Below are 13,720 nucleotides of genomic sequence, written 5' to 3' on the forward strand. Positions count from 1 at the left end.
AATATGTATCTTTTACATATTTTTTACGTTGTCTATTTATTTTCTAGATAATATCTATCCTTAATTCATGGGTGTATGTTTATCTATTAATACTACCACACTTAGTACAGAACCGCCTAAATAGCCGTCCTTCTAGGACGGGGCTTGAAACCCAAAATTTTTGGTCAATCCAGCCAGGGATTAGATGACACAAGTCGGCTTTACTGGAGGTGCTACCTGTGGCCAATGTAATTCGCCAAGTAAGAGCGCACCTATGTCAATTTCCTGTTCCTTGCATCGGGGATAGTCTAGCTGGTAGGGCCCCCGCCACTACAATCCACTAGTCCTGATAGTTGAGTCAAACTATCCTACTCAGCCCCCTCAACTTACGGACTCCCACTGGATTTGCTCAGGTAAACCCTGGCATCCAACACTTTTGTATTCTACCAATTTTGAGCGCGCCCTGGAGGACTCGAACCCCCGACATCAGGTTTTGGAGACCTGCGTTCTACCAACTGAACTAAGGACGCAGATGGACTAGAGAAGTAGAGGTTAACCGATACTTTTTAGCTACCAAAATCTACTTTGCAGATTTTAGCCCACTAATGCAAGCTGCTCTCGCAGCCAGGGGGTATCTCCCAAGGCCAAGATAGGTTTTGTTCCGCTCAAGGCGCATAAATCTGTGTTTAATAGAAAACGCAACCACTATCATGGTTTGCTTTGGTTTTCGGCTTCAATTCAAGGAACCAGAATGTTTTCTTTGACACTAGATTCATAATCAAAGTCTAACATATTTTTGTAGATACTGCAAGATATTTGGATAAAATCGTCAACAGTGGCTAGCCTCTCGCTTTTCTAAGTTTACCCTAATTTTGCCATTTACACCAACCTGATGCTAAACCAAAAAAAGGCTATAAACTACGGTCAAAGCGTTGTTTGATGCGAGTAGCTTTACCAACGCGATCGCGTAAGTAGTATAGCTTGGCTCGACGCACCTTGCCTCGACGGATTACTTTTATATTAGCAATTTTTGGAGAATGGAGTAGAAAAACCCGTTCCACACCAATCCCTTGGAAAATCCGGCGTACTGTAATCGTTTCATTTATGCCACCATTGCGCATGGCAATCACAGTGCCTTCATAGGGTTGAATCCGTTCCTTATTACCTTCTTTAATCCGTACCCCCACCCGCACGGTGTCACCGACATAGATGGTAGGGACGTTTTCCTTAAGTTGTTCCGCTTCAATGGAACGAATGATTTCTTGAGCATTCATGGTTTTTGCCTAAAAGCACCAGTTTCTGATTATATCCCAAAGAAAGACTTGAAGTCTAGAATTTTTTGGGAAAAGGTAGGATTTCAGCACCACTACCTGTGTCTATTTCGTGTAAATAGCTGATCTGTTGACACTCCCCGCCCGCTTATGGACGGGGATTCTTAGTTCCTCGACATGCCTTGTCTTGATGCAGTCGCTCATGGGGGAAACCCCCAAGACCGCGCTGCATCGCTAAAATTAGCTATCCGTCAAAGGCAATACTTAAGCCGAATACCCGTTTAAAAACCAAGTATTTAGCCTAATTTAACTAACCGAGCGTGGGCTTATCTCCCTAAGCGTTGAGTTTCCTCAGTTCCCGTGTGCCGGAGACGAAACCTTATCAGAGGGTCGCCTTTATGGTTAGTCGGCTATGGGTAAAAGGGTTAAAACTTTTTGATTAAGGCTCCACTCTTCTTACGGTAACTTCTAACCCCACGGTACTTTAGTATTCAATGTGCAAGCTTTACTGGTTTTCGGTATCTGGCACGGATCCATACGTTTTTAATGAGGTTTTTCGCGCCTCAGGTGCTAACATCGCAAAACGCTCGTGAAGTTATGACAGTACCGACGAATCCTGTCTGTGCTAGGCTACTATGCATATTCTAACAGATTTTTTAAAAGCCGTCTGCCGAAGGACGGGGCTTGAAACCCAACTTTTTGGTCACTTGATCTACTCTCTGTTGCTTGCTTTTTTCCCTTGAGTAATCAAACGTGCACCTATAATACCAAGGGCTAGTAAACCTAATGTAGCAGTAGGTTCATCAACACTAGCCTCAGAGGAAACGCTAGCCTCAGAGAACACTGGATACAGGAACTGGCGACCAGCGTAGTCATCGTTAACCAATGGGGTGAGGTTGGTGACTGGGTTGCCTGGAGCTATACCTAGTCCCCGGGATTCCATCAGAATATCTACGCCTGGGGTGTCAACACCAGGATCCTGATCTGGAACTGTAAACAATGAAAATGGTGAAGCAGCTGGATTGAGGGGATCGATTAGTTGGGCGATCGGGTTGCTCAATGTAGCTAGAGCTGTGGCGCTAGTACTGCCATCATAGTTGTCGTCGATAAATCTATTAGGACTGATGTCTCCCTCGATATCCCCTAATCCAATGGCATGACCGATCTCGTGGGTCAACAATCGCCTAAAAAAGTCGAGGGTATATACTGTTCCGGCATTATTGTTGAAGGTGATATCTGCTCCGATAATGGCGCTTGAGCCTGCGTAATTTTCCGTTCCGGAGGTGAGAGTTACAGTATCGTTGATGTAATAAAAAAACGCTTCACCTTGGGGTGAGGTATGTCCAGGATTCCAGAACGTTGCATCTGTCGAGGCCAACAGGTCAATCTCGGCACCATATCGGTTAACGCCTCCTCTACCGGTACCTACTACTGGTGTCTCTAAATCTGCTACAAATGACAAATCGGTACCTAAGCCAGAAACCGGGTCAACTACAGTCCAGGCGTTGAACGCAGCCTCAATGGCATTTTGAAACTCGTTGACACTAGGAAGAATATCCCAGGTGAATAAATCTCGGTAAGCTTGATAGGAACCGCCCTGTAGTGAGTATCGCAATCCGCCGTCCAGGGAACGCTCTTTTCCATGGATAGTCCTTGGAGCTGCATCCCATCGGGAGCCACCTCCGAGTGTGCTACCAGACCGGTTAAAAATTACAAAAGCGTCAGAGGGTGCTGGGTTAGCAACTTCAATCGCGGCGAAACTCAAAACAGACCCTAGGATGGCTAGTGATAGGTTTTTTGTCAGTTTGAGTAAATTAATAGGTTGTTTGTTTTTAAAGTTTGCTTTCATAAGATTGTTTGTTTTCACACATTAAAATTTAGTTGCAGGTTAGTTTATTCAACAAATAACCTAGTTTAAATAAACTTTACTTAAATTATTGAGGCAATTGAATTAAATTACCTCAATAAAAATACTGAAACTATAAAAATAAATATAGAAAAAATTATTACCAAATCTTAAGCGTTCGGGAATTGGTATATAGCGTTTATCATAGCTATGAGGTACACATTATTTTTTCCCACTTCCCTCACTTCCCCTCCTGGGAGCAGGGCTGTTTCATTCTCGCAAAAAATAGATGGGGAGATGGGGAGATGGGGAGATGGGGAGAATTTTGGACTAATACTCGGGATTTTGGGCAAATTTATCGTTCCCTTACACCAAGGCCGTTAACAAATTGTTAGTGATTTGAGTTGATTGAAGGCGGTTAATTCGTAAGATTTTAATGACTAAATTTGGGCATTTTTCGGTAAATTTTAGTTTATTTCCCTATCCCCCTATCCCCCTATCCCCCTATCTCCAATAATCGTTAACTTACTAAAGTTTGAAACAGCCCTGCCTCCTGGGAGGGGTTAGGGGTGGGTTACTCTTCCCATATCCGCTGCTCCCTGCTCCGAACGCGCCCCGCGTGGCCCACGGCCTCAGTCCCTGCTCCCTAAAACCCAGAGATTTGTACCTCATGGGTATAAGACTTGCTATAGCACTACCCATTAAGATGTTTGACATTCCTAAACTCAGCAAACTTAGTCATAGCTTACTTCTGACTTCTAACTTCGAACCTTGCGGACTTGCGCGTAGCGCTATATGAGTAACCGCAAAGACCCAAAGAACGCGAAGACTAAAAAACTTAGTCTTCTTGAGAGATTAATTCACAATTAATTCACAATTAAATAAAATTAGCGATCGCGTAGCGTGGCCAAAAGGCCAAAAGGCCATCGCTTTAAAGTTCTAATCCCTGAATAACACTCCAAGCTTTGAACACATTACCTTGCATCAAGGCAGCTATACCAGATAGGGCTTGTAGTTCGGGAATAGTCGGGTTGATTTTAAGGGCAGGTTTTAGGGCATTTTCTCCATTTTTTCCATCCCAATCATAGAGATAGACGAAGGCAAGATAAGCGTGAGCATAGGGATTTTGGGGGTCAAGTTGGGTGACTCGCTTTAATGCTGCGATCGCACCTTCTACATCTTGCTGCAATACCCTACTCAAGGCCAGAGCATAGGCCAAGTCTAGGTTATTCGGTTCCAATTCCAGCCGATAGCTTAAGGCTAAATCTGCTTGCTCTAAGTAGTCCTGAATCGGATCGTACTGGTTAATGCGGGCAGTTTCTTCAAAAACCGGTTCTAGGCCATTGAGTCCTTTAGGTAAATTAGTGGACAATATCCGCATTTGGGTGATTAAATCTAGTTCTGGTGCAGCTATGGGGGTAGCTGCTGGATCGATGGTCAAGGTAACCGTTGGTACTTGTATCGGATAGGTTTCGCGAGTTTGTCGATTGAGGTAAGTTGCTTTTAAGGTGTAGCTTCCAGCTGGGATATCTGCTGGGGGAAACATCGCCATCCGTTCAATGACTTCAAATTCGGCATTGGCAGGTGGTAATTGGGAAGAGTGTAGTTCTCCCATGGCAATACCATGGTCGTGTAACCATCCGTGGGTGGAAGGTTGCAGGTTAGTATCGGTTGAAGGTTGAAGGTTAGTATCGGTTGAAGGTTGAAGGTTAGTTTCGGTTGAAGGTTGAAGGTTAGTTTCGGTTGAAGGTTGAAGGTTAGTTTCGGTTGAAGGTTGAAGGTTAGTTTCGGTTGAAGGTTGTAGGTTAGTTTCGGTTGAAGGTTGAAGGTTAGTTTCGGTTGAAGGTTGAAGGTTAGTTTCGGTTGAAGGTTGCAGGTTAGTTTCGGTTGAAGGTTGAAGGTTAGTTTCGGTTGAACCTTGGCCAAAAGGCCACGCTTTCGGCAAAGCCGACGCTGCGCGAACGCGAACAACCTTCAACTGGTTAACCTTCAACTTACCAACCTTGGCCAAAAGGCCACGCTTTCGGCAAAGCCGACGCTGCGCGAACGCGAACAACTTGTTAACCTTCAACTTACCAACCTTGGCCAAAAGGCCACGCTTCGCGAACAAATCTACCGGTTGCCAGGTTAGGATAACGATGCCAGATTGTAATTGCTCCCAAGAACCAGTCCACTGATAAGTTACTGGTACAGGTACTCCAGCAGGAGATTTTTCTGGTACGGTGACTTGGTCTAATTTAACTCTGGGGCTTGAGCTGAGAGTATTGCTGTTCGCGTAGCGTGGCCTTTTGGCCAGGGAAGCATTGCTATTGAAACTAGTGGGTTTTATGGATGATTGGTCACCCACAGGCTTTATCGATAATGGTTTTACGGCTATTGGTGGCTGCCGCTTGTGATACAGTTTCAGTTGGCTAGCATCGGGTAAATCCCAAGTCTGGTGTAGCTCAAATTCTGTCCCTTGCTCAACTGCCTGAACAATAGCTGCTTGGGATTCTGGGATTGACCCTTGGGCACCAGTTTTAGTGAGGAACCAAGAAAGCGATCGCATATCCTGTTTCACTTGTTTGGCTTGGGTTCCCACTTGACGCCCGTATACTTGGAAATTGGCTAATGCACCATAGTAATTGAAGTTATGTTGGTTAATGTCTGGGGTTGACGGTAATACTCCTAAGTTAGAGCGCAAGTAAGGTTGAGTCTTGATGATTTCCGCAATTACCTTCGGATGAGGCCATGGCTGTCCTAAGTAGGGAAAATGTTGTACACGGGGACTAAGTAATTGAGTCAATCCTCTACCTCCTAATGGAAATAGATTCAACATCATCAGTACAGTTGCTAGCCCTACCGTGCTCCAACGCATGGGTTTACCCCAACGATTAGTCCAGCAGGTTAAGCCATAAGCCAGAAACAGTGATAGCACTGGAACTAATGGCAAGATATAGCGAGCATCTTTATTAATATTCAATGAACACAATAGATAACCACCCACTATGAAGACTCCTAGCCAGGTTAGTGACCAGATGGGGGGATGGGGGGATGGCAGATTGTTCGATTTTGCGATCGCGGATTGCTTGAGCCCATACTTGAGCCCATAAATTAATAGTCCTACTATCGGTATTAACAACAGCGGCCAAGAGATCAGGTAAGGTAAGATTTTCCAGTAGTAAACCCAGGCGTCAAGGGTATTGAGGGCTGGGTCTCCTTCTGCGATCGCGGAATCTATGGTTGCTCGCTTCCCAGAGGTCAATATCAACAACCAATTAATCCGGTACCATGGACCAAATAGCAAAACTGATACCAGCAAACCGCCGATTAATTGAGCTAACCTTTGCCATTGCCTCTGCCACAGAACCCTTACCCCAGCCCAAACGATTGGCACAAATAGAAAAAATAAGGCGGTTTGCTTAACTAGCAAGGCTAATCCTAAACAAACCCCAAACCCCAACCCCCACAACCATCCTTGTCTTACTTTAGGTGCGCTTTCCGTGATGGCGAGGGATTGCTCGCCATCACGGGTCCCACCTCTGGTTCGCGATAAGGGTGTCTTTGCCCTTCCCAAACTCCACCACACTGTCAGAGACCAAAAACACAAACTGACTACTGTGGTTAATGGATAATCCAGCAAAAATTCTAAACGGTAGCGATATAGTCCTGGTAACAACATGACTAAACCAGCAGCCCATAACCCTACCGGGCGGTTAAATAACACTAGCCCTAATCCATAAACTGAAGCAATTAGCACTCCACTGCATAAAACTAGCGCTATCGTAGCTAGCTCTGGTCCGGTTCCAAACAGCTGCTGAACCATTGCGGCAATAATATAAGTCAATGGCGGGACTTTTGAGGAAATTGCCCAAAAACTGCTCCACCACTCTCCAGAGAACCACTCAGGATGCTGCAACGCCTGCCAGTAATTCAAGGAACCGGTCAAATAATCCGCCTGGTCCCAAGCTGGGACAGAGTGATCTAGGGCAAACCAAATGCGATCGCAAAATCCACTCCCTAGCCAAATTAGTCCTAAAATTACTGGATCTCTAAAGCGTCTTTTCATAGTGGTGAGTGCTAGGTGCTCAGATCAATTAGCTACAACAATCTTACCTGTAGTGATTGAGTAAATTGATATTGAACGGGTAATCTTGAGAAAGCGTTTATTTGAACAAAACCCAGATGTTCATACCTATGTAGAGGAGGAAGAAGATGGCGAAGACTTGCGATGCCATTAAAATCATTGACAAGAAGATTCGTACCGACCCCGAAATGGAGGGAATGATAGCAGAAGCTTCTCTTAATGCAGAGGTGGCACAGTTGATTTATGAAGCCAGAACAAAAGCGGGGTTAACCCAGAAACAGCTTGCAGAACTTGTAGGTACAAAGCAGCCTGTGATTGCACGACTTGAAGATGCTGATTATGAGGGACAGTCCCTTTCGATGTTGCAAAAAATCGCTCGCGCTCTGAATCACCGGGTAGCGATCGCGATCCATAAGCTGATAGCTGATAGCTGATAGCTGATAGCTTACCCAATTATTAACTGCTTAAATTATAAGATAGCGGTTTCTATCCTAATCAGTTACACAGGATTTTTTCTATCTTACCGATTCCCGATTCCCGATTCCCGTTCCCCTCCTGGGAGGGGTTAGGGGTGGGTTCCGATTCCCGATTCCCGATTCCCAGATCCGCTGTTCCCGTAAACCCAAAGAAAGATTTGTATCTCACCTAATTTAAAACCGCTATACTTAAAGCCTTAACTTACCGAGGGGCTTGACACTCGACTCATCAAACCACTCTATCTTAGTACTATACTTTTCCTCAAGTCCTTGTTGCAAATGATCAGATGGATAAAATAGAAACACATCACTAAACCCTTGAGGAATATCGGGAATAGTAGGGGGAATGACTAACTGAAGTTTTACCTGAGGATTTAATAAATAACTAAGAGAAATCACATCCCCAGGATTCACGGAAGAAACATTGCTAACTACCAGAGGTCGCTCAGCTTTATTAATTATTCTAGCGATAGTAGGATTGTTACCTCCAACTTGCTTGTTCCACCAGATTTCTGCTTGGGAACTAATAGCACAAGAGATAACTCCCCCTGTAAGCAACACAGCTACTATTCCTTTCCAGACTTTCTGTCTTCTTAAATTAGCCATTAAATTAGCCCTGGATAGAGATCCAGTTATCGACCCAGTTATGGACATAGTAATTAGATAAGCAACAGCCAGCTGCACTCCGATATAGCAAGGTAGAAAATACCGACTCGCCACTGAACGTCGTCCTCCCCAAATTAAGTCCGGTAAAATTAACCCTAATGCAGTAATAAGGATTAACGTTAAAACCAGTAACCAAACTCGCGGGGTAGTATAACGACAGATAAAATAAATTGCATATCCCACAAAACTCACTAAAATTGGTGGGATTATATAGGTAAATGGATGCTCCAGTGGTATTCCAATATCAAAAAATATCAAACTGAGGTTTATACCCCAGATTTTTACCAAAAATGATAAAGGAACTTGAATAGTTGTCCAATGGGTTTTATGCTGAATGATAGCTAAGTTAATAACCACCACAACTAACCAAGGGGAAAAGGCTAGAAACCCGGCACCAGATGATATCAAATAAGCAATAAGAGTTTTATTAAAGCGAAACCGTTCTATTATAAACACATAAATTCCATGTCCAATAGCCACAAATATAGAAAATAGAAACGTGTAAAGACTAAGTGCCAAGGTGATAGCATAGATTACCCATGACCAGAGGTAGCTTGTTACTTTTGTACTATCCTTAGTTTTCCGGATAGCTCGCAACAGAGACGCACAAGATAGGATAATAGTCAATGTCCATAGACTATATTCCCGTGCTTCTTGAGCGTAGAGCACATGAAAGGGAGATACCGCTAAAAGTGCCACAGCTACCGATCCCACTAAAGGGGATTCAAATAATTCTAAGCACAGCCAATAGATAGCTGGTAAAACCAGCAGGCTAAACAGAACAGATAAACCCCTAGGGTTATTGACAGCAGCACCAAATAGCTGCCGCCAAAACCGGGCCATTAAATAATATAGGGGTGGATGTTCTGGGTTTGTAGTTAAGGCATTAATAGTATCCCCTAAGTTTTTTTCAGGATTGGGATGCTGATACTTTTGTAAGTCTTCAACACCAATTACCCTACCATCAAAAACTTCCTTAATTACTTCATCTCCGGTGTAGCCAGAACTCCGAATTGAAGTATAAACCTCATCGTGCCAGTAGATTTTATGGTTTAGATTGAAGCAGCGGAAGAAGATTCCTAGCAGTAAAAGGACGATAATCAAAAATCGCCATCTTAGGGAAAAACACTGCTTAGATGGTTTGGTCATATCTTCAATGGGTGCTTGGCTAATCCCTACTCCCTACTCCCTACTCCCTACTCCCTACTCCCTACTCCCTACTCCCTACAACCCAGGGCTTTGTACTTCACCGAATTGAGAAATGCTATAATTTATGACTACCTGGTTTTTTGGGCAAAATCTGTATCTTTGGGATTGGAAGTAGTAGCTAAAAATAGCTGTGGTAGTAGTAGTCCAGAATTAGCTTTGTAGTCAGCAAACTCTGGATAGCGGGAGAGAGACTTATCTTTTTTGAGCATATTGGGAATAAATATACTTGCCATAAAACCTGCCAAAATTACAAAGGGTAGCCAGTGCTGAGCTAGCATGACAAAACCAGAGTAGATCAGGATTTCTCCCAAGTAGTTTGTGTTTCGACAGCGAGCAAAGAATCCTTCTGTGATTAATCCAGAACGATACTTGAGAGTATAGTATTTCTGGGCATCACTGGCATAGTGTAGAAAGACTCCCATGACATTAATGGAAATGGCAGCAGCTACGAGGGGTAAGGGAGGCTGAGAACCACTGCTGATCAGAATAAAGGGAGCAACCCAGTAGAGCATTAGTATTCCGAAGCCAAGAATTCCGATGCCAATCGGTATTTCTTGCTCCCACTGCTTGTCTGGATAGATACGGTCTTTGAGTAGCCACATCACTTTATAGTTTTATAATTTGTAATTTATCTAGTCAAAATTAATTTAATACGACGACTTCTATTAAAGGTGATATCACTACCGTAATGATACTGATATCTATCATTGATTTCATAAACAATAACGGATAAATCAAGAATAATACTAACAGACTTGTATAAATAAATACTTGTTATCAGGGTATCTTCTTAAGAGAATTCGCGTATTCCTCAGTAATTTATCTTAAAAATACTATAATTGATACCATTATTATAATTGATGCCATTATAATTTATGATTAACTAGAGCCTCTGGGGGGGTAACCGGCAAGCTAAAATCATTACTGGGTAATAATTTCAGCCCATAAGTTACTTAGCGATGCAGCGCCACAAAAGGGGGTTTCTCCCATGAGCGACTGCATCAATACAAGGTGCGCTTGACCTTGGCTAATTTAATTCTTAATGGGTCAAGCGCACCTTTAGAAACCCTATAGCAGTTCTCCATCGGGTGAGGTACTTTCCTCTTTAGTTTTAGGGAGCAGGGATTAGGGAGCAGGAAGCAAGAAATAAAATTTAGATTTACCTCAAGCTTACTAGGAAACGCAATAGTTCAGGTTTACTCAAGTCAAGCAATTAAACAATGTTATGTTTCTCATTAATAAAGAAGCAACCACTCAAAAAATTGAATTGCTGGATAAATCTCAAATTATTTTCCAGAATAAACTATTCACTAAATGGTTTGATATTTTCCCAAAGGCTTATCAAAAAGCATTCAAGTTTTGTCGTTCCCAAATATCTGATGAATATTCGTCTTTGTATTTGCTTGTAGAACATCGGCATTATTTGACAATTTGGATTGAGCAAGAAGAGGTAAGTTTAGCTAACAAAGTTTATAGTTCACCAATAAATAGTGATCAACCTAAATCCACGGATTCGTTACCACTAATGGCAGCTATATCTAAAGGGGAAAATCCCAGATATTTTGATGGTGAACAATCCAGAAATCCTAACCAGTTTCCTAGGGAAGTTTTACCTGATTCACTCCCCGAAGATATTTCAGCTTCCGAAGCTTCGATAGTTACTGAAAACCTTGGATACTGGTACAATCACACAGAATATTATTCCCCGGCAACTCCAAAATTAGCTACTGGTAATCTCAATCAGGAGCAAGAGATTCCGGAATCTGAGTTCCACCTGCATCCTAGGTTTCAGGAAATTACTAAGCAATCTCTTAAACGGCTGTCTAAAAAGTAATATCGAGGGATTTATTACCAGGAGCAACATGTCTTGACCCAGCTACCGAAATCACAGTTATCTCCCTCACGAATTGGCTCAAAAACCGTCTATAGCAGAAGTCAGAAGTCAGAAGTCAGAAGTCAGAAGTCAAACTCTTGCGCTTATTTAGGTTTGAGACTTTTTTCATGTCCTAACTGCCCTGGCGAATGCTATAAGTTTGATTGTAGAAAATCAGATGGTTGAGGGACTTTCGTCCTGGGTTGCGCGGCAGTAGGGAGTAGGCAAGTCAGAAGTGGGAAGTCGGAAGTGGGAAAAGTTTTGTGTACTTGCTTAACTAATTATTTGAACGGAGTATATAGTGATTAGAGCCCCAATTACCAAGACAGAAATGTAGGGATTTCTGCAAGAGGAGACAAGGAAGGTTGGGTTAATTGTAAAACTAGCTACATTTTATGGTTGACAATTAAATTTATTTGTGATAGATTGGTATACCAGATTTAGTCCATCCTAAATACTTGATCTTTACCCACATAGGCGTGAAACCGTTAATTGACTGGGCAAGACTCCAGCTCGATGCCCAAAATCCCAGCATTAGATAAATTTTAAGTATATTGGGTCAAGGATGTAGCCAAATCTGCGACGCAATTGACTACATTTTTCTGTTGACACTTCCAGAGCAAAATTGCCACAATCTCACCAGCTATTTCCAAAAATAGATCAAGTAGGGGGTAAACTACCCAAATGTTAATAATTGATCGAGAAAAGATTAATCAAGAGATTCAGTGGCTCGATGAATCTACAATTATTTTCCAAAATAAAATATTCACTAGAGGTTTTGATATTTCTCCAAATGCTTATCAAAAATCATTAAAGCTTTGTAGTTGCGAAATCTCTGAGGAATTTCGGCCTCTGTATTTAGTTTTAGAAAATCCGCATTATCTGACGGTTTGGATTGAGCAACAAGGGGTGAGTTTAACCGATGAAGCTTCTGCTTCACCAATCAATAGCCCCCAACCGGAAGGGAGAGTTACTGACACTCTTGATGGTGAACCAACCACAAATCATAACCAACTCCCTGTATCAGATTTACCTGATTCACTGTCAAAATCTGAAACATCTTCAGAAACTCCAATCATAACTCAAAACCCCGGAGACTGGCACAATTCGACAGAATCTGATTCCCCTGCAACTCCAAAAGTACCTACTGGTAATCTCGATCAGGAGAAAGTGGTTTCTGAGACAGCAGTCAGTGACCAGAACAATACACTTCTTGCAGAAGTCGGAAACAGGGAACAGGGAACAAGGAACAGTGGAGAAGATTTGACGCAAACACTATCAGAAAATTACTTTTGCAAGGAGAAAGTGGTTTCTGAGACAGCAGTCAGTGACCAGAACAATACACTTCTTGCAGAAGTCGGAAACAGGGAACAGGGAACAGGGAACAGTGGAGAAGAATTGACGCAAACACTATCAGAAAATTACTTTTGCAAGAGTTCTAATACACCAAAAGCTGAGGGCGACCTGAATCCTAGTGGTCAGCAAATTACTAAGCAATCTGGTAAACGGGTGTTTAAAAAAAAATATCGAGGGATTGTCTATGAAGTGGAAGCTATGTTAATCGAGTTACCGGAATCCCAGTTACAGACGGATGATAAAGGGTTTGTTCGAAAAAAGTCTAAAAAGCGATATCGAGGAATTTCCTACTAAGTTCATAAGTAAGCGGTCAGCGGTCAGCGGTCAGCGGTCAGCTTAAAATAAACTTCATTTGGGAGAATTTAATATTGATAAATTAATGAGAATTGAAAGTCTCGAGAAAAGTCTATCAGCTTTGTGGCACAGGCTTTGGCCTTGGCCTTTAGGCCACGCGGGGCGCGTTTGGCCACGCTGTGCGAACGACGCTGTGACGCACATAAGCTGATAGCACCTCAAGTAGCGTGGCACAGGCTTCTAGCCTGTGAAGCATTAGCTGATAGCTGATACGCGACACGCTGATAGCTTACCTAGAAACTATTCCATGCCTTCAATGGGGGCAAAGCCTTGTCGCTGGATATTTTCAGTAATAGTACGGGGTTCGAGGAATTGGACTAGATAATCGGGACCTCCTGCTTTTGACCCTACTCCAGACATCTTGAACCCACCAAACGGTTGCCGTGATACTATGGATCCGGTAATATTGCGGTTGATATATAGATTACCGACCTCAAGCTCGGCTGAGGCTTGTTCTATATGGGATGGAGTGCGAGAATATAAGCCTCCGGTGAGCCCATAGTTGGTACTGTTGGCTATATCAAGGGCTTCTTGGAAATTCTTTGCGGCCATTACTGCTACTACTGGACCAAAGATTTCTTCTTGGGCAATGGTGGCCTTGGGGGAGATATCTTTAAAGATAAC

The 13,720-nt window shown here is 42.9% G+C and carries 12 protein-coding genes and 1 tRNA gene; 5 read left to right on the top strand and 8 right to left on the bottom strand.

The window, feature by feature from the left end; translation table 11 throughout:
- Window positions 1–436: 436 nt before the first annotated feature.
- The 3 genes from F6K57_RS22895 to F6K57_RS22905 all read right to left on the bottom strand — a co-directional run bounded on the left by F6K57_RS22895 (window position 437) and on the right by F6K57_RS22905 (window position 3,099).
- Window positions 437–509, bottom strand: a tRNA-Trp gene (locus tag F6K57_RS22895).
- 381 nt (window positions 510–890) lie between these two features.
- A complete protein-coding gene (gene rplS / locus F6K57_RS22900) occupies window positions 891–1,253 on the bottom strand; it encodes a 50S ribosomal protein L19 (RefSeq protein ID WP_293018662.1) in 363 nt (120 codons plus the stop codon).
- Between the two features lie 709 nt (window positions 1,254–1,962).
- Window positions 1,963–3,099: a hypothetical protein gene (locus tag F6K57_RS22905; protein ID WP_293018664.1), complete on the bottom strand. Its 1,137-nt coding sequence runs from the start codon at window positions 3,097–3,099 to the stop codon at window positions 1,963–1,965.
- Between the two features lie 207 nt (window positions 3,100–3,306).
- On the opposite strand from F6K57_RS22905, the gene F6K57_RS22910 reads away from it, so the two are divergent.
- Complete coding sequence (locus F6K57_RS22910) at window positions 3,307–3,480, top strand: hypothetical protein (RefSeq protein WP_293070819.1); 174 nt, start codon at window positions 3,307–3,309, stop codon at window positions 3,478–3,480.
- 547 nt (window positions 3,481–4,027) lie between these two features.
- Here the strand turns inward: F6K57_RS22910 and F6K57_RS22915 are convergent.
- Window positions 4,028–7,144, bottom strand: a complete 3,117-nt coding sequence (locus tag F6K57_RS22915; protein ID WP_293070821.1) for a phospholipid carrier-dependent glycosyltransferase — start codon at window positions 7,142–7,144, stop codon at window positions 4,028–4,030.
- 146 nt (window positions 7,145–7,290) lie between these two features.
- On the opposite strand from F6K57_RS22915, the gene F6K57_RS22920 reads away from it, so the two are divergent.
- Window positions 7,291–7,596 (top strand): helix-turn-helix transcriptional regulator, encoded by a 306-nt coding sequence (locus F6K57_RS22920; protein ID WP_293070823.1) that lies wholly within the window; start codon window positions 7,291–7,293, stop codon window positions 7,594–7,596.
- Between the two features lie 61 nt (window positions 7,597–7,657).
- Here the strand turns inward: F6K57_RS22920 and F6K57_RS22925 are convergent, their stop codons facing one another.
- The 3 genes from F6K57_RS22925 to F6K57_RS22935 form a co-directional block, all read right to left on the bottom strand.
- Window positions 7,658–7,807 carry a hypothetical protein gene (locus F6K57_RS22925; RefSeq protein WP_293070825.1) on the bottom strand — a complete coding sequence of 50 codons (150 nt, stop codon included), beginning with the start codon at window positions 7,805–7,807 and terminating at the stop codon, window positions 7,658–7,660.
- Window positions 7,808–7,827: 20 nt separating this feature from the next.
- A complete protein-coding gene (locus F6K57_RS22930) occupies window positions 7,828–9,453 on the bottom strand; it encodes a glycosyltransferase family 39 protein (protein WP_293070827.1) in 1,626 nt (541 codons plus the stop codon).
- Between the two features lie 128 nt (window positions 9,454–9,581).
- Window positions 9,582–10,115, bottom strand: a complete 534-nt coding sequence (locus tag F6K57_RS22935; RefSeq protein ID WP_293070835.1) for a DUF1295 domain-containing protein — start codon at window positions 10,113–10,115, stop codon at window positions 9,582–9,584.
- Between the two features lie 623 nt (window positions 10,116–10,738).
- On the opposite strand from F6K57_RS22935, the gene F6K57_RS22940 reads away from it, so the two are divergent.
- From F6K57_RS22940 to F6K57_RS22950, 3 genes are all read left to right on the top strand, one after another.
- Window positions 10,739–11,347 (top strand): hypothetical protein, encoded by a 609-nt coding sequence (locus F6K57_RS22940; protein ID WP_293070829.1) that lies wholly within the window; start codon window positions 10,739–10,741, stop codon window positions 11,345–11,347.
- A 723-nt stretch (window positions 11,348–12,070) separates the two neighbouring features.
- A complete protein-coding gene (locus tag F6K57_RS22945; RefSeq protein ID WP_293070831.1) occupies window positions 12,071–13,036 on the top strand; it encodes a hypothetical protein in 966 nt (321 codons plus the stop codon).
- 123 nt (window positions 13,037–13,159) lie between these two features.
- Window positions 13,160–13,306 (top strand): hypothetical protein, encoded by a 147-nt coding sequence (locus F6K57_RS22950; protein ID WP_293018678.1) that lies wholly within the window; start codon window positions 13,160–13,162, stop codon window positions 13,304–13,306.
- Between the two features lie 30 nt (window positions 13,307–13,336).
- Here F6K57_RS22950 and F6K57_RS22955 read toward each other — a convergent pair.
- A partial coding sequence (locus tag F6K57_RS22955; RefSeq protein WP_293070833.1) for an aldehyde dehydrogenase family protein occupies window positions 13,337–13,720 on the bottom strand: 384 nt, incomplete at its 5' end.

Source organism: Moorena sp. SIO4A5, assembly GCF_010672005.1.
In the GTDB taxonomy this organism is placed as follows: domain Bacteria; phylum Cyanobacteriota; class Cyanobacteriia; order Cyanobacteriales; family Coleofasciculaceae; genus Moorena.

Coding starts and splice junctions, on each gene's coding strand:
- rplS (WP_293018662.1), bottom strand. CDS start 1,253: ATGAATGCTCAAGAAATCATTCGTTCCATTGAAGCGGAACAACTTAAG.
- F6K57_RS22905 (WP_293018664.1), bottom strand. CDS start 3,099: ATGAAAGCAAACTTTAAAAACAAACAACCTATTAATTTACTCAAACTG.
- F6K57_RS22910 (WP_293070819.1), top strand. CDS start 3,307: ATGAGGTACACATTATTTTTTCCCACTTCCCTCACTTCCCCTCCTGGG.
- F6K57_RS22915 (WP_293070821.1), bottom strand. CDS start 7,144: ATGAAAAGACGCTTTAGAGATCCAGTAATTTTAGGACTAATTTGGCTA.
- F6K57_RS22920 (WP_293070823.1), top strand. CDS start 7,291: ATGGCGAAGACTTGCGATGCCATTAAAATCATTGACAAGAAGATTCGT.
- F6K57_RS22930 (WP_293070827.1), bottom strand. CDS start 9,453: ATGACCAAACCATCTAAGCAGTGTTTTTCCCTAAGATGGCGATTTTTG.
- F6K57_RS22935 (WP_293070835.1), bottom strand. CDS start 10,115: ATGTGGCTACTCAAAGACCGTATCTATCCAGACAAGCAGTGGGAGCAA.
- F6K57_RS22940 (WP_293070829.1), top strand. CDS start 10,739: ATGTTTCTCATTAATAAAGAAGCAACCACTCAAAAAATTGAATTGCTG.
- F6K57_RS22945 (WP_293070831.1), top strand. CDS start 12,071: ATGTTAATAATTGATCGAGAAAAGATTAATCAAGAGATTCAGTGGCTC.